The organism is Cellulomonas sp. NS3, from assembly GCF_024757985.1.
Classification (GTDB): domain Bacteria; phylum Actinomycetota; class Actinomycetes; order Actinomycetales; family Cellulomonadaceae; genus Cellulomonas_A.
This window is the reverse complement of sequence record NZ_CP103289.1, coordinates 4,196,201-4,220,455: the sequence shown is the minus strand read 5'-3', so window position 1 is coordinate 4,220,455 and position 24,255 is coordinate 4,196,201. Positions and strand designations below refer to the sequence as shown.

General features: G+C 74.6%; 26 protein-coding genes and 3 tRNA genes. 17 read left to right on the top strand and 12 right to left on the bottom strand.

What is annotated here, in order from left to right; translation table 11 throughout:
* Positions 1-10 precede the first annotated feature (10 nt).
* Complete coding sequence (gene purF, locus NXY84_RS19125) at positions 11-1,558, top strand: amidophosphoribosyltransferase (protein ID WP_183298139.1); 1,548 nt, start codon at positions 11-13, stop codon at positions 1,556-1,558.
* A complete protein-coding gene (gene purM, locus NXY84_RS19120) occupies positions 1,555-2,697 on the top strand; it encodes a phosphoribosylformylglycinamidine cyclo-ligase (RefSeq protein ID WP_258724613.1) in 1,143 nt (380 codons plus the stop codon). The genes purF and purM overlap by 4 nt, the downstream gene beginning before the upstream one ends.
* 264 nt (positions 2,698-2,961) lie before the next feature.
* Here the strand turns inward: purM and NXY84_RS19115 are convergent, their stop codons facing one another.
* Positions 2,962-3,165 carry a DUF3073 domain-containing protein gene (locus NXY84_RS19115; RefSeq protein ID WP_034626664.1) on the bottom strand — a complete coding sequence of 68 codons (204 nt, stop codon included), beginning with the start codon at positions 3,163-3,165 and terminating at the stop codon, positions 2,962-2,964.
* 434 nt (positions 3,166-3,599) lie between these two features.
* Between NXY84_RS19115 and NXY84_RS19110 the strand changes: the two genes are divergently transcribed.
* The 3 genes from NXY84_RS19110 to NXY84_RS19100 all read left to right on the top strand — a co-directional run bounded on the left by NXY84_RS19110 (position 3,600) and on the right by NXY84_RS19100 (position 6,180).
* A complete protein-coding gene (locus NXY84_RS19110) occupies positions 3,600-3,809 on the top strand; it encodes a BldC family transcriptional regulator (protein WP_034626666.1) in 210 nt (69 codons plus the stop codon).
* Positions 3,810-3,923: 114 nt separating this feature from the next.
* On the top strand, positions 3,924-5,609 hold the full coding sequence (locus NXY84_RS19105) for a DNA-3-methyladenine glycosylase 2 family protein (RefSeq protein ID WP_258724612.1): 1,686 nt from the start codon (positions 3,924-3,926) through the stop codon (positions 5,607-5,609).
* 7 nt (positions 5,610-5,616) lie between these two features.
* A complete protein-coding gene (locus NXY84_RS19100; RefSeq protein ID WP_258724611.1) occupies positions 5,617-6,180 on the top strand; it encodes a methylated-DNA--[protein]-cysteine S-methyltransferase in 564 nt (187 codons plus the stop codon).
* A gap of 242 nt (positions 6,181-6,422) precedes the next feature.
* Here the strand turns inward: NXY84_RS19100 and NXY84_RS19095 are convergent, their stop codons facing one another.
* From NXY84_RS19095 to NXY84_RS19070, 6 genes are all read right to left on the bottom strand, one after another.
* Positions 6,423-6,689, bottom strand: a complete 267-nt coding sequence (locus tag NXY84_RS19095) for a DUF3618 domain-containing protein (protein WP_258724610.1) — start codon at positions 6,687-6,689, stop codon at positions 6,423-6,425.
* Positions 6,689-7,105 (bottom strand): phage holin family protein, encoded by a 417-nt coding sequence (locus NXY84_RS19090; RefSeq protein ID WP_258724609.1) that lies wholly within the window; start codon positions 7,103-7,105, stop codon positions 6,689-6,691. The genes NXY84_RS19095 and NXY84_RS19090 overlap by 1 nt, the downstream gene beginning before the upstream one ends.
* 159 nt (positions 7,106-7,264) lie before the next feature.
* Positions 7,265-8,110, bottom strand: a complete 846-nt coding sequence (locus tag NXY84_RS19085) for an SMP-30/gluconolactonase/LRE family protein (protein ID WP_258724608.1) — start codon at positions 8,108-8,110, stop codon at positions 7,265-7,267.
* 176 nt (positions 8,111-8,286) lie between these two features.
* Positions 8,287-8,359 (bottom strand) — tRNA-Phe (locus tag NXY84_RS19080).
* A gap of 41 nt (positions 8,360-8,400) precedes the next feature.
* A tRNA-Asp gene (locus NXY84_RS19075) sits at positions 8,401-8,474 on the bottom strand.
* 36 nt (positions 8,475-8,510) lie between these two features.
* A tRNA-Glu gene (locus NXY84_RS19070) sits at positions 8,511-8,583 on the bottom strand.
* Between the two features lie 192 nt (positions 8,584-8,775).
* On the opposite strand from NXY84_RS19070, the gene NXY84_RS19065 reads away from it, so the two are divergent.
* Positions 8,776-9,129 (top strand): metallopeptidase family protein, encoded by a 354-nt coding sequence (locus tag NXY84_RS19065; RefSeq protein ID WP_258724607.1) that lies wholly within the window; start codon positions 8,776-8,778, stop codon positions 9,127-9,129.
* A gap of 215 nt (positions 9,130-9,344) precedes the next feature.
* Positions 9,345-10,334, top strand: a complete 990-nt coding sequence (locus tag NXY84_RS19060) for an LLM class flavin-dependent oxidoreductase (protein WP_258724606.1) — start codon at positions 9,345-9,347, stop codon at positions 10,332-10,334.
* 19 nt (positions 10,335-10,353) lie between these two features.
* Here the strand turns inward: NXY84_RS19060 and galE are convergent, their stop codons facing one another.
* Entirely contained in the window at positions 10,354-11,313 is a 960-nt protein-coding gene (galE, locus tag NXY84_RS19055) for a UDP-glucose 4-epimerase GalE (protein WP_258724605.1), read from the bottom strand.
* A gap of 113 nt (positions 11,314-11,426) precedes the next feature.
* On the opposite strand from galE, the gene NXY84_RS19050 reads away from it, so the two are divergent.
* From NXY84_RS19050 to NXY84_RS19015, 8 genes are all read left to right on the top strand, one after another.
* Positions 11,427-12,632: a polyprenyl synthetase family protein gene (locus NXY84_RS19050; protein ID WP_258724604.1), complete on the top strand. Its 1,206-nt coding sequence runs from the start codon at positions 11,427-11,429 to the stop codon at positions 12,630-12,632.
* A complete protein-coding gene (locus NXY84_RS19045; RefSeq protein WP_258724603.1) occupies positions 12,632-13,522 on the top strand; it encodes a phytoene/squalene synthase family protein in 891 nt (296 codons plus the stop codon). The genes NXY84_RS19050 and NXY84_RS19045 overlap by 1 nt, the downstream gene beginning before the upstream one ends.
* Positions 13,523-13,661: 139 nt before the next feature.
* Entirely contained in the window at positions 13,662-15,422 is a 1,761-nt protein-coding gene (gene crtI, locus NXY84_RS19040; protein ID WP_396126404.1) for a phytoene desaturase family protein, read from the top strand.
* On the top strand, positions 15,419-15,871 hold the full coding sequence (locus NXY84_RS19035) for a lycopene cyclase domain-containing protein (protein ID WP_258724602.1): 453 nt from the start codon (positions 15,419-15,421) through the stop codon (positions 15,869-15,871). The genes crtI and NXY84_RS19035 overlap by 4 nt, the downstream gene beginning before the upstream one ends.
* Complete coding sequence (locus NXY84_RS19030; protein ID WP_258724601.1) at positions 15,868-16,212, top strand: lycopene cyclase domain-containing protein; 345 nt, start codon at positions 15,868-15,870, stop codon at positions 16,210-16,212. Before NXY84_RS19035 ends, NXY84_RS19030 begins: the two co-directional genes overlap by 4 nt.
* The gene (locus NXY84_RS19025) at positions 16,209-17,078 is read left to right on the top strand and encodes a prenyltransferase (protein ID WP_258724600.1); all 870 of its coding nucleotides are present in this window, start codon (positions 16,209-16,211) and stop codon (positions 17,076-17,078) included. Before NXY84_RS19030 ends, NXY84_RS19025 begins: the two co-directional genes overlap by 4 nt.
* A gap of 70 nt (positions 17,079-17,148) precedes the next feature.
* Positions 17,149-17,739, top strand: coding sequence for a GNAT family N-acetyltransferase (locus tag NXY84_RS19020; protein WP_258724599.1), 591 nt, complete (start codon positions 17,149-17,151; stop codon positions 17,737-17,739).
* Positions 17,740-17,907: 168 nt separating this feature from the next.
* Entirely contained in the window at positions 17,908-18,402 is a 495-nt protein-coding gene (locus tag NXY84_RS19015) for a hypothetical protein (RefSeq protein ID WP_258724598.1), read from the top strand.
* A 102-nt stretch (positions 18,403-18,504) separates the two neighbouring features.
* Here NXY84_RS19015 and NXY84_RS19010 read toward each other — a convergent pair whose 3' ends face one another.
* On the bottom strand, positions 18,505-18,774 hold the full coding sequence (locus NXY84_RS19010; RefSeq protein ID WP_258724597.1) for a GlsB/YeaQ/YmgE family stress response membrane protein: 270 nt from the start codon (positions 18,772-18,774) through the stop codon (positions 18,505-18,507).
* 193 nt (positions 18,775-18,967) lie between these two features.
* Between NXY84_RS19010 and NXY84_RS21800 the strand changes: the two genes are divergently transcribed.
* The gene (locus NXY84_RS21800) at positions 18,968-21,049 is read left to right on the top strand and encodes a mechanosensitive ion channel domain-containing protein (protein ID WP_309485024.1); all 2,082 of its coding nucleotides are present in this window, start codon (positions 18,968-18,970) and stop codon (positions 21,047-21,049) included.
* Between the two features lie 110 nt (positions 21,050-21,159).
* On the opposite strand, the gene NXY84_RS19000 is transcribed toward NXY84_RS21800, so the two are convergent.
* Positions 21,160-21,561 carry a nitroreductase family deazaflavin-dependent oxidoreductase gene (locus tag NXY84_RS19000; protein WP_258724596.1) on the bottom strand — a complete coding sequence of 134 codons (402 nt, stop codon included), beginning with the start codon at positions 21,559-21,561 and terminating at the stop codon, positions 21,160-21,162.
* 192 nt (positions 21,562-21,753) lie between these two features.
* On the opposite strand from NXY84_RS19000, the gene NXY84_RS18995 reads away from it, so the two are divergent.
* On the top strand, positions 21,754-22,182 hold the full coding sequence (locus NXY84_RS18995; RefSeq protein WP_258724595.1) for a hypothetical protein: 429 nt from the start codon (positions 21,754-21,756) through the stop codon (positions 22,180-22,182).
* Between the two features lie 316 nt (positions 22,183-22,498).
* Here NXY84_RS18995 and NXY84_RS18990 read toward each other — a convergent pair whose 3' ends face one another.
* Both NXY84_RS18990 and NXY84_RS18985 read right to left on the bottom strand, forming a co-directional pair.
* A complete protein-coding gene (locus tag NXY84_RS18990; protein ID WP_258724594.1) occupies positions 22,499-23,236 on the bottom strand; it encodes a hypothetical protein in 738 nt (245 codons plus the stop codon).
* 187 nt (positions 23,237-23,423) lie between these two features.
* Positions 23,424-23,981 (bottom strand): DUF6318 family protein, encoded by a 558-nt coding sequence (locus NXY84_RS18985; protein ID WP_258724593.1) that lies wholly within the window; start codon positions 23,979-23,981, stop codon positions 23,424-23,426.
* Positions 23,982-24,255: the final 274 nt, after the last annotated feature.

The following is a 24,255-nucleotide window of genomic DNA, read 5'->3' as shown; positions in this document are numbered from 1 at the left end:
CCATGGTGACGTGGCCCTTCGCGGAGACGGACTTCTGAACCACGACCTCCTACCCCACGAGAAGGGACCCCAGGACGCGTGCGGCGTCATGGGGATCTGGGCTCCGGGTGAAGAGGTCGCCAAGCTCGCCTACTTCGGGCTCTACGCGCTGCAGCACCGCGGCCAGGAGTCGGCGGGCATCGCCACGTCCAACGGCGAGCAGCTGCTCGTCTACAAGGACATGGGCCTCGTCTCGCAGGTCTTCGACGAGACCGCGCTGAACGCGCTGCAGGGGCACATCGCCGTCGGGCACACGCGGTACTCGACCACGGGCGGCAGCACGTGGGAGAACGCGCAGCCGACGCTCGGGGCCACCGCGGGCGGGACCGTCGCGCTCGGCCACAACGGCAACCTCACGAACTCCGCCGAGCTCGTCGACCTCGTCGCCGAGCGCTACGGCTCGCAGCGTCGCGGGGAGCTCGCGCGCGGCAACACGACCGACACGGCGCTCATCACCGCGCTGCTCGCGGGCGACCCCGACCACACGCTCGAGGCGACGGCGCTCGAGGTGCTCCCGCGCCTCAAGGGCGCCTTCTGCCTGGTCTTCATGGACGAGCACACGCTGTACGCCGCGCGCGACCCGCAGGGCGTGCGCCCGCTCGTGCTCGGGCGGCTCGAGCGCGGCTGGGTCGTCGCGAGCGAGACCCCGGCGCTCGACATCGTCGGCGCGTCGTTCGTCCGGGAGATCGAGCCGGGCGAGCTCGTCGCGATCGACGCCGACGGGCTGCGCAGCACCCGCTTCGCGCAGGTCGACCGCGCGGGCTGCGCGTTCGAGTACGTCTACCTCGCGCGCCCCGACACGTCGATCGCGGGCCGCTCGGTGCACGCGGCGCGCGTCGCGATGGGCCGCAGGCTCGCGCAGGAGCACCCGGTCGAGGCCGACCTCGTGATCCCCGTCCCGGAGTCCGGCACCCCCGCGGCCGTCGGGTACGCCGCCGAGTCCGGCATCCGGTTCGGCCAGGGCCTGACGAAGAACGCTTACGTCGGCCGCACGTTCATCCAGCCGTCGCAGACGCTGCGCCAGCTCGGCATCCGGCTCAAGCTCAACCCGCTCAAGGACGTCATCCGCGGGCAGCGCCTGGTCGTGGTCGACGACTCGATCGTGCGCGGCAACACCCAGCGCGCGCTCGTGCGGATGCTGCGCGAGGCCGGCGCCGCGGAGGTGCACATCCGCATCAGCTCGCCGCCGGTCAAGTGGCCCTGCTTCTACGGGATCGACTTCGCCTCGCGCGCCGAGCTCATCGCGAACGGGCTCGCGGTCGAGGAGATCGGGGCCTCGCTCGGCGCCGACTCGCTCGGCTACATCTCGGCCGAGGGCATGATCGCCGCGACCGAGCAGCCCGCGACCCAGCTCTGCACCGCGTGCTTCAGCGGCAAGTACCCGATCGAGCTCCCGCCGTCGGACCGCCTCGGCAAGCACCTGCTCGAGCAGAACGAGCTTCCGCTGGGCGCCCCCGAGGACGGCCTCGCGACGCTCCTGCACGGCGCCGGCGGCGCGACCGCGCTGGACCACCCGTGAGCGCCCCGGTCCCCGGCGCCGGCGCGCCCGCCGTCACCTACGCCGACGCCGGGGTCGACACGCACGCCGGCGACAAGGCCGTCGAGCTCATGAAGGACGCCGTGCGCGCGACGCACGGCCCCCAGGTCCTCGGCGGCGTCGGCGGGTTCGCCGGTCTCTACGACGCGTCGGCGCTGCCGCGCTTCCGGCGCCCGCTGCTCGCGACGTCGACCGACGGGGTCGGCACCAAGGTCGCGATCGCGCAGGCGCTCGACATCCACGACACCATCGGCTTCGACCTCGTCGGCATGGTCGTCGACGACATCGTCGTGGTCGGTGCGACGCCGCTCTTCATGACCGACTACATCGCGTGCGGCCGGGTCGTGCCCGAGCGGATCGCCGGGATCGTGCGCGGCATCGCGGCGGCGTGCGAGGTCGCGGGGACGGCGCTCGTCGGCGGCGAGACCGCCGAGCACCCCGGCCTGCTGGGGCCCGACGACTACGACGTCGCCGGTGCCGCCACGGGCCTGGTCGAGGCCGACGAGCTGCTGGGCCCCGAGCGCGTGCGGACAGGGGACGTGCTCGTCGCGCTCGGCTCCTCCGGGCTGCACTCCAACGGCTACTCGCTCGTCCGGAAGGTCGTCGAGGTCGCTGGGTGGGGCCTCGAGCGGCACGTGCCCGAGCTGGGCCGCACGCTCGGCGAGGAGCTGCTCACCCCGACGCGCGTGTACGCGTCCGACTGCCTCGCGCTCGTCGAGCGGGCCGCCGGTGGCGTGCACGCGTTCAGCCACGTGACCGGGGGAGGCCTCGCGGCCAACGTCGCGCGCGTGCTGCCGGCGGGCGCCGTCGCGGACGTCGACCGCTCCGGCTGGACGCTGCCGCCGGTCTTCTCGCTCGTGCAGGGGCTCGGGAACGTCCCCTGGGGCGACCTCGAGAACACGCTCAACCTCGGCGTCGGCATGGTCGCGATCGTCGCCGCGGACGCGGTGGACGGCGTGCTGGCCCACGCCGGTGAGCTCGGGCTGCCCGCGTGGGTGCTCGGCGCGGTGCGGGAGCTCGACCCGGCGCGGGACGTCGCGGGCGACGGCGACCTGGTCACGGGGACGAAGGGCGTGCACGCCGGCGCGGTGCGGCTGTCCGGCGCCTACCGCGTCGGCTGAGACGGCGACACACCCCAGCCGCCCGTGCGCTGGCACCCCGATCGCGGGCGTCCGGGCGAGCCTGGCGTGGGCTCCGGCCGTCCCGCAGGGGCGCCGGCGCGCGTCGGACGCGCCAGCCGTGCCCACGGGTCGGCGCAGCTCACCGGGGACGGCCTCGACCGAGGGTGACGACCGGCCGGAGCCGGCGTCGATCGAGCCGGCGCCGGCGGGCGAGGGGCACGGCCGAGCGACCGCGATCGCTCGCGGTCGGCCTCGGCGGGTGCTTCAGCGCTCGGTGAGCCAGGAGGGGAGGTCGTCCCCGTCCGGGTCGTCGTCGGTGTCCACAGCGCGGCGGCTGTCGGTCACGACATCGTTGCGGCCGTGCGACGTGAGCTCCTGCTCGAGAGCTCGGTAGTTCGTCTCCGGGCTGAAGTACTTCAGCTCCCGAGCGACCTTCGTCTGCTTAGCCTTCTGACGGCCGCGCCCCATGGCATCGACCCCCTCTTACGTGGATGCGGGGCGGCTACGTGCTGACACGTGCGGCCCCGGGGTGCTGAATCGTCTCTTCGTGGGGCAACGGTACATGCTCCGCCGGTATTCCGACCACTCGCGGTGAGCTCTCACCCGGGCGATCACGTCACAGCGGGCCGACGAACTCAAAGCTACCGTTTGGTCGGGATCGCCCCGATGTGTATCGTTGCAGAACCGTTCCAGAGTACGCCGCGAGTGGCCCGTGTGACCAACTCGTGCTACGAAATGCGGCTTTGGGACGGGTACGTCATGCTAGGCGCAGCGGCGCGTGGGGGGCTGCCCCAGGTGTCGTGTGCGTGCCGGTAAGCAGTATTCGTACACCAGCACGGTCGGGGTGGGGGCGCCGTTGGTCGGGGCTGCTGCATCGGCGGTGCACGAGCTGGAGGCAGTCCATGTCCGCACACCCCGCTGAGTCCGAGGCGCTGCTCACACCATCCGAGGTGGCGAGCCTGTTCCGCGTCGACCCGAAGACGGTCACCCGCTGGGCCAAGGCCGGCAAGCTCACGTCGATCCGCACGCTGGGCGGCCACCGTCGGTACCGCGAGGCCGAGGTCCGCGAGCTCCTGGACGGGATCCCGCGCCAGCGCGCGACGACCGCCTGAGCCCGACGCGCACACGTCGCACCTCCGGGCGCGCCGCGTCCTGTCCCGACGCGCGACGCTGTCCTGTCCGATTCCCGCGCGTGAGCCGTCGGTGTCTCGCGAGACACTCGACACGTGGCCCTCACCGCGACCAGCCCCACCCGACCGACCGGCCCCCCCGGCGACGATGCCGTGGAGGCGCCGGTCGCGCCCTGGCTCGACCCCGGCGCCGCGTACCGGGCGATCAGCGGCCGTGATCCACGTTTCGACGGACGCCTCTACGTCGGCGTGGTGTCGACCGGGGTGTACTGCCGACCGTCGTGCCCGGCGCGCACACCGCGGCCGGAGAACTGCCGCTTCTACCCGGCCGCGGCCGCCGCTGTCGCCGCCGGCTTCCGGGCGTGCCGACGCTGTCGCCCCGACGCCCTGCCCGGCTCGCGCGACTGGGACGTGCGCGGTGACCTCGCGGCCCGCGCGGTCCGCGCCATCGCCGACGGCGCCGTCGACGACGTCGGGGTCGACGGGCTCGCCGCGCGCCTCCACGTCAGCGTGCGCCACCTGCACCGGGTGCTCGTGGCCGAGGTCGGCGCGTCGCCGCTCCAGCTCGCCCGCACCCGCCGCGCGCAGCTCGCCCGGATGCTGCTGGACCAGACCGACCTGTCGATGGCCGACGTCGCGTTCGGTGCGGGCTTCGCGAGCGTGCGCCAGTTCAACGACGTGGTCCGCGAGCACTTCGGCGCACCGCCGAGCGAGCTCCGGCGCGCCCGACGGGGCGGAGCGCTCGCGCCGGGCGCCGCGGGGACGACGGACCGGCTGCCCGTGAGCGGTGCCCGGCTCAGCCTGCGGTTGCGGTTCACGCCGCCCTTCGACGCCGACTCGTGGTTCCGCCACGTCGCCCACCGGGCGGTGCCCGGGCTCGAGCGGGCGGCGGGTGCCCCCGCGGCGGCGGCCGGCGCGGGTGCCGAGCCTGCCGCCGCCGCGATGTCGGTCACGCGGCTGCTGCGGGGTGTCGAGGGTCCCGTGCACGTGACCGTGGTGCTCGCGGCCGACGGCAGCGCGGTCCACGCCCACCTGGAGCTCACGTCGCTCGCCGACCTCGCGCCGACGGTGACGCGGCTGCGGCGGTGGCTCGACCTCGACGCCGACCCCGCGCTCGTCGCCGCAGCGCTCGGCGACGACCCGCTCCTGGTGCCGCTGCTGGCCGCGCGTCCCGGCCTGCGCGTGCCCGGCACGACCGACCCGTTCGAGCTCGCGGTGCGCGCGGTCCTCGGGCAGCAGGTCTCGACGGCAGCGGCGCGCACGATCGCCGGGCGGCTCGTCGCGGCGTACGGCGAGCCGGGCGCGGACGGCCTGAGCCTCTTCCCGTCGGCATCGACGCTCGCGGAGGTCGGGACGCCCGCCCTGCGTGCGCTCGGGCTCAACGAGGGCCGGGCGTCGACCATCGGCGTCGTCGCGCGTGCGGTCGCGGACGGGCTCCGGCTCGACCCCGGCGTCGACCGTGAGCACGTCCGCGCCGAGCTGCTTGCGCTGCCCGGGGTGGGGCCGTGGACCGCGGACTACGTGGCGCTGAGGGCCCTCGGCGACCCCGACGTCTTCCCCGCGGGCGACCTGATCCTGCGGCGTGCCCTGGCCGAGCTCCCGGGCGGGGCGGGCGAGCCTGTGGACGTCCGCACGGCGACGGCCCGGGCGGCCGCGTGGAGCCCGTGGCGGGGCTACGCAGCGCAGCACCTGTGGTCCGCGTGGTCGCACCGTGCGGAGCTGGCCGCCGCCGAGCCGCGGCGTCCGAAAACCGCCAGAAGGGTTCGCCGCGTGGCGCGATGATGGACGCATGACGACGTTGCTCGCGACCATCCTCGACACCCCGGCCGGCGCCCTCACCGTGGTGCTCGACCCCGACGGGGTCGTCCGCGTCTCCGGCTTCGGGCCCTTCGACGAGACCGTCGAGCGGCTCTCTGCGGAGGTGCGCGCCGACGGCGTGCAGCGCCTCGACCCGGACGCCCTCGAGGCCGTCGGTCCCGGCCCCGCCGCGGTCGTCGACGCGGTCCGCGCGTACGCCGACGGGCACGTCGGTGCGCTCGACACGGTGCCCGTCGCGCAGCCCGGGGGACCGTTCCAGCAGGAGCTGTGGCGCGCGATGCGAGCGGTCCCGCCGGGGGCGACGGTCAGCTACACGGCCCTCGCCGCGGCGGCGGGGCGGCCGGCGGCGGTCCGGGCGGCGGGCGGCGCGTGCGCGCGCAACCTCGTCGCGCCGTTCGTGCCGTGCCACCGCATCGTGAGGTCGAGCGGCCAGATCGGCGGGTACTACTTCGGGCCCGGTCCCAAGCGCGCGCTGCTCGCGCACGAGGAGGCCGCGCGGGGCGCGACGCTCGAGTCGGCGTCCGCGTCGGCCTGAGCAGGGTCTGTGCCGGCGAGCGACGACGTCGGCGTCGGCCTGAGCGGGCGTCGGCCTGAGCGAGCCTCCGCCTGAGCGAGCCGGGTCGTCGGCTCGAGCGGCGTCCACGTCGGCCGGGCGAGCGTCCGCGCGGCCGAGCGCGGTCGGTACGAGACGTCCGTGGACAGGTCGCTGCGCTCGCCCCCGGACGCGCCTCGGCCGCCGGGCGCGCGGGGGTCGCGCGGCCCGACGGCCGGGAGGGGCTACTTGCGGATCGCGCCCGTGACGATCAGCGCGAGCACCGCGGCTGCGCCGCCGACGATCGCCCGGGCCTTGTTCCGGTTGGTCGGGTCGGCCGTCGGATCGGTGCCGAGCGCGTCGCGCCACAGGCGCTTGCCGGCGTCGACGGCGTTGTTCGCCTGGGTGCGGGGGTCGAGGCGCGTCGAGAGCTCGTCGACCGTCGCGGCGAGCTCGGCGCGGGTCGCGGCCAGCTGGGCCTCGATCTCGGAGAGCTTCGGGTCGGTGGTCATCAGTGCAGGCCTTCCTTGACGGCGTCGACGTCGAGCTTCACGTTCTCCACGGCTCGCTCGGGGGTCGGCGGGGCACCGGCCTGGAGGCGCTTGACCCCGAGCAGCGCGAGCACGGCCGTGATGATCAGCAGCACGACGCCCACGAGCAGCGCGGCGAGCCACAGGGCCATCTGACCGTTGAGCGCGATGATCGCCGTCGCGAGCAGCACCGCGAACGTGAAGAAGCCGAAGAACGCCGCACCCGCGAGCAGCCCGATCCCGATGCCGGCCTCCTTCGCGCGGCTCGTGACCTCGGCCTTCGCCAGCTCGATCTCGGCACGCACGAGCTTCGAGCTCTGCTCGCTGAGCCGGCCGATCAGCTGCCCGATCGACTGCTGGTCGGTCGGCGGAACCGTCCCGTGTGACGCGGTCACCATCTTCTTCACCCTCCGTCCGGCGGTCCGTGCAGACCTCAGGACCCCCAGTGTGGCCTCACCTGCGGTGTTGTGCGCGTCAACCTGCCCGGTCGGGCGGTGCGTCTGCGCTGGTGGGCGTGTCGCGGCGGCGCGTCGACGCCCGACGAGCGCGGCGGGCGGTCAGCCGCCGAAGGGCAGCACCGGGCGGCCGGGCACGTCGACCCGGACCCGGAACAGCGCGCCCGCCTCGGGCTCGGGGTCGTCGAGGTTCTCGCGCGACGTCGTGACGTACAGGTCGCGCAGGTCCGGTCCGCCGAGCGTGCACGCGGTGGTGAGCCGCACCGGCAGGCGGACCTCCGTGAGGACCTCCCCGGCCGGGGACACGCACCGCACGCGGCCCGCGCCGTTGAGCGCGACCCAGACGTTCCCTGCGGAGTCGACCGTCAGACCGTCGGGGTGGCCGTCGTCGGGCACGTGGAACGGGCGCCGGCCGGTCAGCTCGCCGTCGACCACGTCGAAGACGTCCGTGCGGCCCGTCGCGGTGTCGTCGTAGTAGGCGCGCGTGCCGTCGGGGGAGAAGTCGAGGCCGTTGGAGACCGTCACGCGCGGCAGCACGGTGCGTGCGGTGCCGTCCGGGGCGATGCGGTACAGCGTCGCCGCGCCCTCGGTCTTGTCGTAGCCCATCGAGCCCGCGTAGAGGTTGCCCGCGGGGTCGCAGCCGCCCTCGTTCATCCGGACGCCCGGGTCGGTCCACAGCGGCTCGAGCGGCGTCGGGACCTCGTCGGGCCCGTCCGCGAGACCGATCCCGCGCTCGAGCCCGACGACGTACCCGCCGCGGGTCCGCGGCCGGACGAACGCCGCCACGGCGCCGACGTGCAGGCGGTCGACGGCGCCGTCGTCGCGGAGCGTGAGGACGTCGCCCGCGAGCATGTCGACCCAGCGCAGCCCGCCCCACTGGGGCGCCCACACCGGGCCCTCGCCGTGGTACGTGATCGCGTCGGTGACCTGCTCGGGGGTCGGGCTCATGGGTCCTCCGGGTTCGCGGGCGGTGCACCCCCAGGCTCACCCGGCCGGCTGGCGTGCGCCAATGCTGCGGCCGGTGCCGACCCGTGCCGAGCGGTGCGGCCCGGGGGTGTCGGCGCGCAGGACCGGCTCCGGAACGACGAAGCCCCGCGCCGGGGATCCGGGCGGGGCTCGTGCTGTGGCCACTGGCAGGGTCGAACTGCCGACCTTTCGATTTTCAGTCGAACGCTCTACCAACTGAGCTAAGTGGCCGAACCGACAACGCCCGGCCAGATGACCGGGCGTTGATCGAGCGACCCCGACGGGACTTGAACCCGCGACCTCCGCCGTGACAGGGCGGCGCGCTAACCAACTGCGCTACGGGGCCTCGTGGTGAGACAAGACCTTCATGCTGAACTGCTCGTACCCCCAACGGGATTCGAACCCGTGCTACCGCCGTGAAAGGGCGGGGTCCTGGGCCGCTAGACGATGGGGGCGACTCGCCCCGGACGTCGAGGCGTCTCTAGACCGGGATTGAGCATACGGGTTCCGGAGCGGAACTCCAAAGTCGATCCCGTCGCCCCGCCCCGCAGGCCGCTGACCTGGGGTTACGTCGTGGGCGAGCCGTCGGGGCCGTCCGCCGCCCGACCCGGCGGGGCCGGCTCGCCGGGTCGGGAGAGGATGGTCCCATGGTGGAGATGTCGCTCGAGGAGTTCGAGGACGCCGTCCGCGACGCCCTCGACGAGATCCCCGAGGAGCTCGCGGCGCAGATGGACAACGTCGTGGTGCTCGTCGAGGACGACCCGCCGGAGGACGACCCGGACCTGCTCGGCCTCTACGACGGGACCCCGCTCACCGAGCGCGGCGAGTTCTGGGCGACGGGCGCGCTGCCGGACCGCATCACGATCTTCCGCAACCCCACCCTCGCGCTGTGCGAGGACCGCGACGAGGTCGTCGAGGAGGTCGCCGTCACGGTCGTCCACGAGATCGCCCACCACTTCGGCATCGACGACGAGACCCTGCACCGGCTCGGCTGGGGCTGAGGCGGCCCGAGCGCCGGTCCGGCGTACACCGGACCACCGGACCGACGCGCACCGGGCCGACCCGCGGACGCCCGGGCCGACCCGCGGATGCCCGAGCCGCAGACATCGAGCCGCGGACGTCGACCCGCGGCGAACCCGGTGCGGCCGGTCGCCGGCCACGCCGACGGTTCCGGCGTCGGCCGTGCGCGTCGGGGGCCGTGGGTAGCCTGACCGGCATGGACGCGCTGAGCGAGGACGGGACCGGGGCGGGCTCTCCCGGGGGCATGCGGATCGGGATCGTGCTGCTCCCGCAGGAGCGCTGGGCCGAGCAGCGCGCGCGGTGGCAGCGCGCCGAGGAGTACGGGTTCGACCACGCGTGGACGTACGACCACCTCGCGTGGCGCTCGCTCGTGGACGAGCCGTGGTTCGCGACCGTCCCGCTGCTCGCGGCGGCGGCCGCGGTCACCGAGCGCATCGAGCTCGGGACCTGGGTCGCGTCGCCCAACTTCCGCCACCCCGTGCCGTTCGCCAAGGACGTGATGGGGCTCGACGACGTCAGCGGCGGGCGGTTCGTGCTCGGGCTCGGTGCGGGCGGGGAGGGGTTCGACGCGTCGGTGCTGGGTCCGCCCCCGACGCGGCCCGAGCGCACGCGACGGTTCACCGAGTTCGTCGAGGTGCTCGACCAGCTGCTGACGCACCCCGTGAGCCACCACTCCGGGGAGTTCTACGTCGCCGACGCGGCCCGGATGATCCCCGGGACGCTCGCGCGCCCCCGCACGCCGTTCGTCGTCGCGGCCAACGGCCCGCGCGCCATGGCCGTCGCCGCGCGGCACGGGCAGGGCTGGGCGACCTTCGGGCCGACGTTCGAGCCGGGCGAGCTCGACGGCACGACGCCGGCGCAGGCGCAGGAGCGCTGGTGGGAGGGGCTCGCGGCGCTGACGGACGTCTTCGACGGCGTGCTCGCGTCGACCCCGCCGGCGCACGCTGACGCAACCGGACGCGCACCGCTCCGCCGGTACCTGAGCATCGACGGGGCGCCCGTGCTCGCGCTCGACTCGGTCGAGGTGCTCGTCGAGGGGGTCGAGCGGGCCGCGGCCTTCGGGTACACGGACCTCGTGCTGCACTGGCCGCGCGCCGAGGGTGTCTACGCCGGGTCGGAGGCCGTGCTCGAGCAGGCGGCGGCGCGGCTCCCGGAGCTGCGCCGGGTCCCGGTCGTCGCGCGCTGAGGCCGGCGTGCGGGGGCCGTCAGTGCGCCTGGCGGGCCTCCCACGCGCTCGCGACCATGTCGGTCAGCGAGTGGCGCATGCGCCAGTCCAGGTCGCGCGCCGCCAGCTCGCCCGAGGCGACGATGCGCGCCGGGTCACCCGGGCGGCGCGCCGCACGCTCGGGCTCGAACGCGATGCCGGTGACGTCGGCCATCGCGGTCATGATCTGCGCGACGGACACCCCGTCGCCGCTCCCGAGGTTGTAGACGCGCTCGAGCTCGCGGCCCTCCGCGAGGGCCTGCGCGGCGGCGACGTGGGACGTCGCGAGGTCGGCGACGTGGATGTAGTCGCGCACGCACGTGCCGTCGGGCGTCGGGTAGTCCGTCCCGTTGATGCGCGGGGTCCGGCCGGCGACGAGCGCGTCGAGCACGAGCGGGAAGAGGTTGTGGGGGCTCGTGTCGTAGAGGTCGGGCGTCGCGGAGCCGACGACGTTGAAGTAGCGCAGCGACGTGTGCTGCAGCCCGGTCGCGCGGCCCTGGTCGCGCAGCAGCCACTCGCCGATGAGCTTCGACTCGCCGTAGGGCGACTCGGGGGAGGTCGGCGTGGCCTCCGTGACGAGGTCGGTGTCCGGCGTGCCGTAGACGGCGGCGCTCGAGGAGAAGACGATCTTCTCGACGCCCTGCGACGCCATCGCGGACAGGAGGTGGGCTGTGCCGGTGACGTTCTGCGCGTACGTGTGCAGCGGCCGCTCGACCGAGATGCCCGCGTACTTGAAGCCGGCGAGGTGCACCACGCCGACCACGCCGTGCACGGCGAGCGCGTCGGCGACGAGGTCGGTGTCGAGGATCGAGCCGAGCACGAGGGGCACGTCGTCGGGCACGAACTCGGCGTGGCCGCTCGACAGGTCGTCCAGGACGACGGCCGCGAGGCCCGCCTCACGGAAGGCGCGGACGACGTGCGAACCGATGTAGCCGGCGCCGCCGGTCACGAGCCAGGTCATGCTGCTGACCCTACCGAGCCGCCGCGGGGCACGCGCACCGGCCGCGGCCCGCTCCGGTGGCGCGCCCGAAGATGCTCAGTATGCTGAGCAACTTCCCGAGAGAGGGGGCTCGCGTGGGCGAGACCGGCATCGACTCGCACGTGCACGCGCGCGAGTCGTTCCGTGACGTGCACCCACCGGCAGGGGCAGCCCCGAGCCCGGAGCGCGACGACGACCGCACGCAGCCGCACCTCCGGGTCGTCACCGCGCCCGCCGACGACGCCACGATGCGCGCCCAGGTCGACCTCGGCCTCGCCGCGACCCGCGAGGCGCTGCGCCGCTACCTCACGGACCGTCGCGACCAGGCCGGGCACGTCGCGCACGAGTACCTCGTGCTGTGGGAGACCGTCGCCTCGCAGGTCGGCGGCAAGCTGCTGCGCCCGCGGCTGACCGTCGCCGCGTACCTCGGGCTCGGGGGCACCGACCTCGACGCCGTCGCGCCGGTGGCGGCCGCGCAGGAGCTGCTGCACACCGCGATGCTCGTGCACGACGACGTGCTCGACGGTGACGAGGTCCGCCGCGGCGTGCCCAACGTCGCCGGCACGTACCGCGCGCGCCTGCGGGACCGCGGGGTCGTCGGCCGCGCCGCCGACCACCAGGTGCTCGGGTCCGCGCTGCTCGGCGGCGACCTCGCGCTGTCGGGCGCCTTCGACCTCGTCGCGACCGCTCCCGTGGGCCCCGAGGTGCGGGTCCAGGTCATGCGGCTGCTCGCCACGACGCTCGCCACGACGGTCGCGGGCGAGCTGCTCGACGTCGGCGGCGAGCTGCTCGCACCGTCGGACGTCGACCCGCTGCTCGTCGCGGAGCTCAAGACCGCCGCCTACACGTGCTGCGCGCCGCTCCAGGCCGGTGCGCTGCTCGCGCACGCCCCCGCCGTGACGCACGCGACCCTCGACCGGGTCGGCACGGCGCTCGGCATCGCGTTCCAGCTCGCGGACGACGACCTCGGGGTGTTCGGCGACCCGGCGGTGACCGGCAAGTCGGTGCACTCGGACCTGCGCGCCGGGACCCGCACCGAGCTGCTGCGCTACGCCTACCTGCTCGCGGACGACGCCGGACGCGCGGTCCTCGACCGCCACGTCGGTGACCCGGAGCTCGACGACGCGGGCGCCGCGCTCGTCCGGGACGTCATGGTCGGCTGCGGCGCACGGTCGCACGTGCTCGCGCTCGCGTCCGGGGCGGCGCGGTCCGCGCGCGAGACCGCCACCCGGCACCTGCCGCCGGTGCTCGCCGGTTACCTTGGGGGCATCGTCGACGAGCTGGCCGAGCGGGGGAAGTGATGCAGCACGCAGCACCCACCGCCGACGAGCGCGCCCACCGCCTGTACGACGCGACCGCGCAGCGGGCGAGCCGGGCGGTGCTCGCGGGCTACTCGACGTCGTTCGGGCTCGGCGCGCGGCTGCTCGGCGAGCGTGCGCGCAAGGACATCGAGGCGGTCTACGCGCTCGTGCGGATCGCCGACGAGATCGTCGACACGCACCGCGGACCCGACGCGGGCGAGCTCCTCGACGAGCTCGAGGCGCAGACGGCGCGGGCGCTCGTCACCGGGTACTCGACGAACCTCGTCGTCCACGCGTTCGCCCGGACGGCACGCCGCACCGGGATCGGCGCGCGCGAGCTCGACCCGTTCTTCGAGTCGATGCGCACGGACCTGAGCGTGCACGTGCACGACCGGGCGAGCTACGAACGGTACGTGCACGGCTCCGCGGAGGTCGTCGGGCTCATGTGCCTGGCCGTGTTCCTCAACGCGGAGCGCCGTCCCGGGGACCCGGTGCGCCGGGCGGACGCCGACACCGAGGCGGGCGCGCAGGCGCTCGGCGCCGCGTTCCAGAAGATCAACTTCCTGCGCGACCTGGGCGACGACTCGGCGGGCCTCGGCCGCAGCTACTTCCCGGGCGTCGAGCCGGGCCGCCTCTCGCAGGCGCAGCTCGACGGAATCCTCGACGAGATCGGCGCCGACGTGCGCCGGGCGCGCGAGTCGCTGCCCGGCCTCCCGCGGCGTGCGCGGTGCGCGGTCGCCGCGACCCTCGGGCTCTACGAGCGGCTCCTCGACCAGCTCGCGCACACCCCGCCCGCGGAGGTGCTCGGGCGCCGCGTGCGGGTCACGACCCCGCGCAAGCTCGCGGTCGTCGCGCAGGCGGTCGCGACCGAGCTCCGCGGGACCGCATGACGGAGCGCGCGGGGCGCTGGTGCACGGACGAGCAGGCCGACGAGCGGAGCGGGACGGTGCGGTGGTGAGCGGTGCGGGTGTGACGGGGCCGGGCGTGAACCGGGTGTCGGCGACGGGCGGGACGGGCGCGACGGGCCCGGTGAGGACCGGGCGCCCCGGCGAGCTGCCCTCGGGCGGCCGTGTCGTCGTCGTCGGCGGCGGGATCGGCGGGCTTGCGACGGCGGCGCTGCTCGCGCGCGGCGGCGCCGAGGTCACCCTCCTGGAGCGCCACGACCAGGTCGGCGGCCGCACGGGGACCACGACGATCGACGGCTTCCGGTTCGACACCGGCCCGTCCTGGTACTTCATGCCCGAGGTGTTCGAGCACCTGTTCGCGCTGCTCGGCGAGCGCATCGAGGACCACGTGGACCTCGTGCGGCTCGACCCGGCATACCGGCTGTTCCCGGAGCCGGAGGACGGCGGCCGCGCGGAGCCGATGGACGTCGTCGACGACGCGGAGACCAACTGGCGCACGTTCGACGCGCTGGAGCCGGGCGCGGGCGAGGCGGTGCGCCGCTACGTCGAGGAGTCCGGCGACGCGTACCGGACCGCGCTCGACCACTTTCTCTACACGACGTTCGAGCGGCCCGACCGGGCGATCTCGCTCGACGTGGTCAAGCGATCCGGGACGCTCGGGCAGCTGCTCACGCAGACCCTCGCGCAGCGCGTCGAGCGCACGGTCACGCACCCCGTGCTGCGCCAGGTGCTCGGGTACCACGCGGTGTTCCTCGGCTCCTCGCCGTACCGCGTCCCCGCGCTGTACTCGCTCATGAGCCACCTCGACCTCGGCGAGGGCGTGCGGTTCCCGCGCGGCGGGATGTACACGCTCATCGAGGCGCTCGAGAAGGTCGCGCGCGCGTCGGGCGTGACGATCCGCACGGGCGCCGACGTCGTCGCGATCGATGTGGACGACGCCGGGCGCAGCCTGCGCCACCCGCGCCGGACCGGCGTCGCGCGCGGCGTCCGGCTCGCGAGCGGCGAGGTCGTCGAGGCGGACGTCGTCGTCTCCGCGGCCGACCGCCACCACACCGAGACCGCGCTGCTCGACGAGCCGCACCGCAGCCTGCCCGCGTCGTGGTGGGAGGACCGCGGCCCGGGCATCTCGGCGCTGCTCGTCATGGCGGGCGTTCGCGGCGAGCTGCCCGAGCTCGCGCACCACTCGCTGTTCTTCACGCGCGACTGGCCGACCAACTTCGAGGACATCCTCGGGCCCGGCACCGGCGGCGGCTCCGACCCCGACGCGCTGCGCGTCCCCGAGGTCGCGTCGCTGTACGTCTCCAAGACGACCGCGACCGACCCCGACGCGGCACCCGAGGGCCACGAGAACCTGTTCGTGCTCGTCCCGTTCCCCGCCGACGAGCGGCTCGGCGCGGCGGGCGACGACGGCCCGGCCTCCCGAGCCGCCCTCGAGGCGCACGCCGACCGGTTCCTCGACCAGGTCGGCGCGTGGGCGGGCGTGCCGGACCTGCGCTCGCGCGTCGTGACCCGGCGCGTCGTCGGGCCCGCGGACTTCCACACCGAGTTCTCCTCGTGGCGCGGCAGCGCGCTCGGCATGGAGCACACGCTGCGGCAGAGCGCCATGTTCCGGCCCGGCGACGCGTCCGCGCGGGTGCCGAACCTGCTGCACGTCGGCGGCGGGACGATCCCCGGTGTCGGGCTGCCCATGTGCCTGATCAGCGCCGAGCTCGTCGTGAAGCGCCTGCTCGGCGAGACGTCGTCGCGCCCGCTCCCGACGCCGCTGCGGCCCGGGTTCCTCGACGCCGCCCGGCCGCGCGGGGTGTGGCGCGACTCGCTCGGCGGCGACCGTCGCCCGGCCCGGTCCGCGCAGGGTCCGGCTCGCGAGGAGGACCGGCCCGCGTGATCGGCCTGGCCTACCTCGGTGCCCTGCTCGTCTCGATCGGGGGCATCGCGCTCCTCGACCGCGCCCACCGGCTCGCGTTCTGGTCCGACTGGCGGCTCTCGGCCGCCTGCGTCGGCATCGGCGTCGCCGCGTTCCTCGCGTGGGACCTCGCCGGGCTGGCGCTCGGCATCTTCGCGCGCGGCGACAGCCCGCACATGACGGGGATCCTGCTGGCACCCGAGCTGCCGATCGAGGAGGTCGGGTTCCTCACGCTGCTCTGCTACACGGCGCTCGCCGCGTGGCGCGCGTTCGACCGGTGGGTCGCGGAGCGCCGCGGCGCGGCTCCGGGTGCGTCGCGTCCCTCGTCGGGCAGCGCGCCCGGCGCCTCGTCGGGCACCGGCGTCACCGGCCGGACCGGACCGACGCCCGACGCGCCGGGTGCGACCGGTGCCGCGGGGGGTGCGCGGTGACCAACGCGATCCTCAACGCCGGCGTCCTCGTCGTCCTGCTCGCGGTGTCCGCACCCGTGCTGCGGCGCCTGCGCGGCCGGGCCGTCCTCGCGACCGTCCTGCTGCTCTGCGTGCTGACCGCCGTCTTCGACACGATCATGATCGACGTCGGGCTCTACGAGTTCGACCCCGCGAAGATCCTCGGGCTGCACGTCTGGGGCGCGCCCGTCGAGGACTTCGCGTACGCGGTCGCCGCCGCCGTCGGGATGCCCGTGCTGTGGACGGTGCTGAGCCGGCGGCGCGCGCGGCGCGACGGGCAGGCCCCGCACGACGGCACGGCAGACGGGACGACCCACGCGTGAAGCAGCTCCTCGCCGCCTCGCGGCCGTTCTCGTGGGTCAACACCGCGTACCCGTTCGCCGCCGCGTACCTCATGGGGACCGGTGGCCGCCTCGACGCGACGCTCGTGGTCGGCACGCTGTTCTTCCTCGTCCCGTACAACCTGCTGATGTACGGCATCAACGACGTGTTCGACTACGAGTCCGACCTGCGCAACCCGCGCAAGGGCGGGATCGAGGGCGGGCTCGTCGAGCGCTCGCAGGCCCGCGTCGTGCACCGCCGGATCCTCGTCGCGTGCGCCGTCAGCGTCGTGCCGTTCCTGGTCTGGCTGCTCGTCGTCGGCTCGCTCGCCGCCAACCTCACGCTGCTGCTCGTCGTCTTCCTCGTCGTCGCCTACTCCGCCCCGCGGCTGCGGTTCAAGGAGCGGCCGGTGCTCGACTCCGCGACGTCCGCGATGCACTTCGTCGGGCCCGCGCTGTACGCGCTCGTGCTCGTCGGCGCGGACCTCGGGGAGCGGACCGTGTGGCCCGTGCTCGTCGCGTTCGTGCTCTGGGGCATGGCGTCGCACGCGTTCGGGGCGGTGCAGGACGTGCGGGCCGACCGCGAGGCGGGCATCGGCTCGGTCGCGACGGTGCTCGGCGCGCACCCGACCGTCGTCGCCGCCACGGTCGCGTACGTCGTCGCTGCGCTGACGCTGCTCGCGGTGCCGTGGCCGGGCTGGCTCGCCGCGGTGCTGCCGCTGCCGTACGCGGTCAACTCGGCCGCGTTCTGGTCGGTGCGGGACGACGACTGCGAGCGCGCCAACCGCGGGTGGCGCCGGTTCCTGTGGCTCAACCTCGTGACCGGGTTCCTCGTGACGATGCTGCTGATCGCGGTCGCGCGGAGCTGAGGCGCAGGACGCCGTCCGGGCGCGAGACAACGCCGTGGTCCGACGCGGCCCGTCCGGATACCGTCCGCGCATGACCACTCCGCTCGCCACCAAGCCCACGCTCGTGGGCGAACGCGCCGTCCTGCGTCCCTTCACGCCCGCCGACATCGACGCGATGGGCCCCGTCCTCGCCGACCCCGACGTCCGGCGGCTCACCGGCAGCGTCCGGACGAGCGCCGAGGCGCACGGCGCGAGCCCGGAGCTCGACGAGCGCACCCGCGACTGGTACCGCACGCGCGCCGACCAGACCGACCGCCTCGACCTCGCGCTCGTCGACCGTGCGACCGACCGGTGCGTCGGTGAGGTGGTCCTGAACGACTGGCAGCCCGAGGACCAGAAGTGCGGTTTCCGCATGCTCGTCGGGCCGGACGGGCGGGATCGCGGCCTCGGCTCCGAGGCCCTCCGCCTGCTGCTCCGGCACGCGTTCACGGCGACCGACCTGCACCGGATCGAGCTCAGCGTCTTCGCGTTCAACCCGCGCGCGCAGCACGTCTACGAGAAGGCGGGGTTCGTCCTCGAGGGGCGCCGACGCGAGGCGTTCGTCTTCGACGGCGAGCGGGTCGACGACCTCGACATGGCGATCCTGCGGTCGGACTGGGAGCGCGTCGCGGGCGGAGCGTGACACCGCGACGTCCGCCCCCCGTCCGGCGCCTCGAGGACGACTCGAGCTGTACCTTCCGGAGGGTCGACGCGAACGGCCGGCCTCGGCCGTGCCTCTGGTCGCCGGTCGGACGCCGCGCGAGCGGCTCGTGGGGCCGACCTGCTGGTGGGAAGGAAGAGGAGGTCCAGGGTGGACGGGAACGCCGGTCCGGCCGGCGCCGCGGAGGCGCTGCTCGACGTCGACTCCGACGCGTACGCCGCACTGCCGGCCGACGACCTGCGGGAGGGTGTCGTCGAGCTCGTCGCCGCGCAGGAGACCGCGTACCGCGGGGACGAGGTGCCCGACATCGACGGGGCTCTCGTTCGCGTGCTCGCGCTCGGCGTGCCCGACGTCGACGTCCGGCTCGTCGAGCGGCTCGCGGCCAGCCCCTCGGCCGCGCGTCTCGGGGTGACCTGTCAGGCCCTGCGGCAGCTGTGGTCCCCGGCGAACCTGCACCCGGCGCCCGACCCCGTCACGGTGGGGCGGCTCGTCGGGTCGGCCGCGCGCGTCGCCCTCGGGCCCGGCGAGCTCGAGGCGTACCGCGCGGTGCTCGGTCTCGCAGCCGCGCAGGTGGGCTCGCCCGGGGCCGCGGCGGCGATCGAGAAGGAGATCGCCCGGCTGACGGCCACGGCGCCCGGCGGCTGAGTGGCCGCGCCCTCCGGCCGCGCCGGGAACGCCGACGCCCACCCGGTCACGGCGTGGGCCGTGCGCCGGGTGGGCGTCGGGGCGTGCGGTGGGTGCTGCGCGTCAGTGGGCGCGGCGACCGAGCAGACGCGCGGCGAGGATGACGCCGATCGCTGCGAGGACGATCTGGATGAGGATCTCGATGAAGTCGATCCCGTCGGTGGTGGCGACGCCGAGCCCCCGCGCGATGGCGGAGCCGAGCAGCGCGGCGATGATGCCGACGATGACGGTGACGACGAGCGAGATGTTCTGCTTGCCGGGGGCGAAGAGGCGCCCGAGCAGACCGAGAATCGCGCCGATGACAATGGCCCCGATGATGCTTGCGGCGGTCATGAGGATCCCTTCCTAACTGTCAGGTGCACGTCTGGCGTGCTTCGCCCCGGACGCTATTGCAGGTCAGATGGGCGCGCATCTCGAGGCGGGTGTGACGTCACCCAGTCGAGCACGCGGATGTCAAGGGTGTCGCGCCGTCGGGCTAACCTGAACGGACGTCCGGGGAGAAATCCGACAACGAGGCAGGTGCACCGTGATCGTGACCGTCCTGGCCGTCGTGGCAGGCATCGTCGCGGCCTTCGTGGTCGCGGGGATCGTCAGCGCGATCGTCCGCTCCGCGGGGCGCCGCAGCGCCGTCGCCGCCGACCTCTCGCGGCGGGCCCGCCGCCCGCTGCGGGCCGTGCTGGTCGTGGTCGCCGTCTGGGTCGCGGTCGTCGTGACCACTGACGCGTCCGACGCGTGGGTCCCGCCCGTGCAGCACGCCCTGCAGATCGCGCTCATCGCGTGCGTCGCGTGGCTGATCGGCGCGCTCGCCTTCGTCGCGGAGGACATCGCGCTCGCGCGGTACCGCATCGACGTGCCCGACAACCGGCACGCGCGCCGGGTCCGCACGCAGGTCACGGTGCTGCGCCGGGTCACGGTCGCCGTCCTCGTGGTCGCCGCCGTCGCCGCTATCCTCATGACGTTCGAGGCCGCGCGCGCCTTCGGCACCGGCCTCCTCGCGTCCGCCGGCCTGCTGTCGATCGTCGCGGGCCTCGCCGCGCAGAGCTCGCTCGCGAACCTGTTCGCCGGGCTGCAGCTCGCGTTCACGGACGCGATCCGCGTCGACGACGTCGTCGTGGTGGACGACGAGTGGGGGCGGATCGAGGAGATCACGCTGACCTACATCGTCGTGCACGTGTGGGACGACCGGCGCCTCATCCTGCCGTCGACGTACTTCACGACCACGCCGTTCGAGAACTGGACGCGCCGCGCCGCCGACCTGCTCGGCACCGTCGAGCTCGACCTCGACTGGTCCGTCCCCGTCGAGGACATGCGCGCGGAGCTCGCGCGGCTGCTCGAGGACACCGAGCTGTGGGACCACCGGGTCGGGATCCTGCAGGTCACGGAGGCGACCGGCGGGTACGTGCGGGTCCGGGCGCTCGCGAGCGCGGTCGACGCGCCGACGCTGTTCGACCTGCGCTGCTACGTCCGCGAGGGCCTCGTGGCGTGGCTCCAGTCCACCGCGCCGCACGGCGTCCCCCGCACGCGGCTCGAGACCGTGCAGGACGTCCCCGGTGCGCGCGGCGGCTCGACGACGGCATCACCCGGACGGCGTAGCGGTCACCCCGCGGTCGCGGCGCCGCCGCAGGGCCAGCCGGGTGACACCCAGCGCCTGCAGCTCACGCAGACCGACGCCCGGCTCTTCACCGGCAGCATCGACGCGCTCGAGCGCTCGCGCGCGTTCAGCGGGCCCGGGTCCGACGTCATCGCCGAGCGCGAGCAGGCCGCGGACGCCCGCACCGACTCTCGTGGGACCCCGCGGGTGAGCGGTCCCGTCACCGTCGTGGGGCCGCCCCTGCCCGAGCCGCAGCCGGCCGACGCGCACGACGGCGACGGCGACGGCACGCGGGACGCCGCCGCCGCGCGGCAGGGCGCTGCCGGTCAGGACGCGTGGTTCGACGGTGACGCCGGACGGGCGCACGACGCCGAGGGCGACCGGGCTCGTGACGCCGACCGGGCTCGCGCGGAGGCGGAGCGTGCTCGCGCGGAGTCCGAGCGGGCCCGCCGGGACGCCGAGCGTGCCCGGGTCGAGGCCGAGGGGGCGCGGGAGGCCGAGCGCGCACGCCGGGACGCCGAGCGGGCGGCCGAGCGTGACCGTGCGCGCGGCGGGGCCGGCCACCCGGACCGCGGCGCCGACCCGTACGCCGACCCCGACGCCCGGACCACGACGGTCATGCGCCCGACGCCGGGCGAGCCGACCCGTGCACCGAGCCGCACCTCGGTGCTGCCGGTCGAGCCGGACGCGTCGGGCTGGCGCGCGACGTGGAACCTCCCGGGCAGCGAGCAGCTCACCGGGCTGCCGGGACGTGGCGACGGGCCGGCGGCGCCGGAGCGGACGTCCGCCTTCCCGCGCGAGTCCGCGGCCGGTCGTCCCGCGGAGCCGTCGGCCTCCCAGCCGCCGTCGCCGCCGCTCGGGACGCGCCGCCAGCGCCAGGCCCAGGCGGACGAGACCGCCGTCCTCGGCGCGGACGACGTCCAGGGCTACGGCGAGAGCCGGCGCCGCGGGACCGGTCGGGACGAGGGGACCGACGGCCCGCCGACCGCCCGGTACGACTGGCGCGGGGGCGAGTAGGCGACTCGCGCGGGGCGAGCAGGCGACCGCCGCCCGGCGCGACGGCGCCGGAGCGAGCACACCACGCACTCCACGACCGGCGCGAGGCCGCGGGCGACTGCCGCGGGGCGCTACCGCACGCGCGGCGAGGGGATCGGCTCGGCGCGCAGCTCGACGAACTCGTCGACGTGCATCGGCCGCAGCCCGGCGCGGGTCCACGCCGGAACGAGCCGTGCGCCGTCGTCGCCGTGCAGCCGCACCGGGTCGGCCAGCCGGTAGACGACCCGGCGCCGCACCAGCCGGGCCTCGCCCGCCTCGAGGTTGCGCAGCCACTGCACGTCCGGCCCGTACGTCAGCGCGATCACGAACCCGCGCGCCGTCGGGAACGCGAAGATCGGCGTCCGCAGCCGCCTGCCCGTCCGGCGCCCGACGTGGTGCAGCGTCGCGAGCGGGGGGACGTCGTCGGACAGGGCCATCATCAGCGGGTTCGTGACGCGACGGTTCACGCGGGTGACCCACATAGGGATCGGCATGGTGCTCCTCACGCTCGAGGGGACGGGCCCACATCCTTCCGAAGACGGCGGAGCTTTCGAAGGATGTGTTGCTCACCTTCCAGAGATGCGCGAGGTTCGGAAGGAAGACGGTCGAGGTGGTGCCGCTCGTGCTGCCCCGGACCACGACCAGGATGTCGCGACCTGGCCACCTGTCGGTAGCGAGCTGCGCGAGTGGACCTGCGCGACCTCAGCGCCTACTTCGATGCCCTGACCGCCTACCGGGCAGGCGACGCTGCACCGATCGTCGAGCGGATGTCCCACGCCGCGCTGGCTGCCGTCGCGAACGGGCGCGAGCTCGCACGCGACTCCGTCGAGCTGCGCGATCGGTGGGCCACGCAGATCAAGACGCGCCGCGGCGCCGCAGCGTGGCGGTTGGCGGACGGCCTGTTCGCCCATCCCGTGGTGGACGTGCGTGCAGCGGCGAGGATCACCGGCACGTCCGAGCGGGCCGCGCTGACCGCTGTCGACACGCTGGAACAGGCCGGCGTGCTGTCGCTCGTCGCCGGGGTGCGTTGGGGCCGGGTGTGGCAGGCCCGTGAGGTTCTCGACGCGGCGGACGCGTTCGCACGGCGGGCGGGGCGTCGCCGACCGGGGCGCTGAGGCGCGGCACTGTGGCGTAGCGCAGGCGCCTTCTCGGGGACACCCTGACGCGGCTTCCGGGGTGAGGCCGGGTGACCCCACATCGGGATCGGCATGCTCCTCGGCCCCTTCCGTGATGACGACAACCCAGAGGGGCGCGACGGCCTTCGCGGGGTGTGACGGACCGCCACGCCACGACAGCCGGCCAGGCTTCCGCCAGCGTGACGACGACCGTCAGGGTCACGACGACCGGGCGCGTGGTCCAGCAGGCGGAGCTCGTGAAGGATCGGGCGGCAGTCTCCCACGCGCGGCGAGCTTCTGAAGGAAGCGGCCGGTGTCAGCAGCCGGGGCCGTGGGGGTTGGTGTGGCAGTTGTCGGCGACGAGGTGGCTGGTGGCGTCGTGGATGGTGACGGTGGGCAGGGGGCTGGTGGTGGTGGCGGTGCCGTTGATGGGGTGCCAGGTGGTGGTGCCGGTGATGAGGTACTGGCCGGTCCAGGTGGTGGTGAGGGTGGGGGTGTAGGTGCCGAGGTGGGGGTAGGGGTGGCCGATGACGCCGGTGGGGTAGACGGGGTCGCCGGGGTGGTGGTCGTGGCCGGTGGGGTAGGGGGTGCCGGGGTGGGTGGTGGTGCGGTGGGTGCCGTCGCCGAAGTCCCAGGTGAACTCGGTGGGGGTGGCGCGGACGGTGATGGGGAAGCCGAGCAGGGTGGTGGGGTGGTCCTGGGGGTCAGCGGTGGTGTGGACGACCAGGCCGAGTCCGGTGAGCAGGTTGGGGTTGGGGGGTTGCGGGGTGACCGGGGAGGGGGTCAGGGGCAGGCGGCGGAAGTCCTCGGCGGTGAACTCGGGCAGGACGTCCTGGGGGCAGTAGTAGTCGCTGATCCGGTCCCAGCGGGTCCAGGGGGCGTCTTCGGCGGTGCGGGTGCGGGACCACAGGGGGAGCAGCGGGGTGATGCCGGGTCCGCAGTCGGGTGGGGTGATCGCTCCGTCGCCGGGGTCGCATGCCCCGTCCAGGGTTGACGTGAGGAACTGGGAGGACACGTCGCACAGCTCCGCACGGGCGTACTCCACCAGCTTCACCGCAGGAGCACCGGACGCCCTGGCTGCGAGCCACTCCGCCTCGCGTCCGGCCGCCTCTCTCGCTCGGAGCAACAACGCGTTGCCTTCCGCGCGGTTGTCTAACAGAACGTCGGCTCGCGCCGTCCCAGGCCACATCAAGCAGGTGAGCAGCACGAGGCCGGCTGTGATCGAGTTTCTTGCCTGGGTGCTAACCCGCATCAGGCTTCACCTCAGCCTCGCGGACGATCCATGACCCCGCCTCACGAACGATCACGAGATGAATCAGCAGTTTCGTCGTCTCGTTGCTCTCGGTGACAACGGCTCCCGAAGCGTTCAGCTCTCTGTGGGGCCCCTGCGTCACGCGCAGATCAACCCCGTAGAAGGAGCCAGGCGTGATCTCGGTCACATCGGTCGAGGTGACGGAGATGTTTGGTCCTTCCTGTCGATGGCGCTCGGCAGCCATATGCCCGACTTCGTCACTGACGCTCTTACAGAAGACGCATTCGGGGTGGCTCAGAGCCTGCCAGGCGGTGACATCGCCGTTCACGACATACTCAAAGAGGTCTATGAAGTAGTTCGCTGTGGCATCGGCCCCCGCAGATCCCGGGTCATCCATCGCCGCCGGCCGCTCAGGCGCGGACGCGGCCGTCGGGGTCGGCGTCGGCTCCGCTGTCCGGCTCGGGCTCGGGCTCGCCGTGCGCGTGGGCGTCGGCTCCGCCGCGGGCTGGCCGGTGCATGCGGTCAGCAGCGCCGCGAGCACCACCACTCCGCCCACCGCGACGCGCGTCGGACCGCGTCTGCGCAGTCGTCGGGCAGGGCGGCGGGCGTCGTCGACCGCTCGAGGCGAAGGCATGCCCGCGAACCTAGCGAAATCGGGTCGAGCCGGGCAGTGCCGTCCCGCGATCTGTGGATGACCGGATCGAGCGCGGAGGGCTCCGGACGATCGGACCGGAATCCCCCGGAGAGGAAATTCGACCCCGGACATACCGCGAGGGGCCGGCGTCGTGACGGACGCCGGCCCCTCGCGGGAAGTGCTGGGC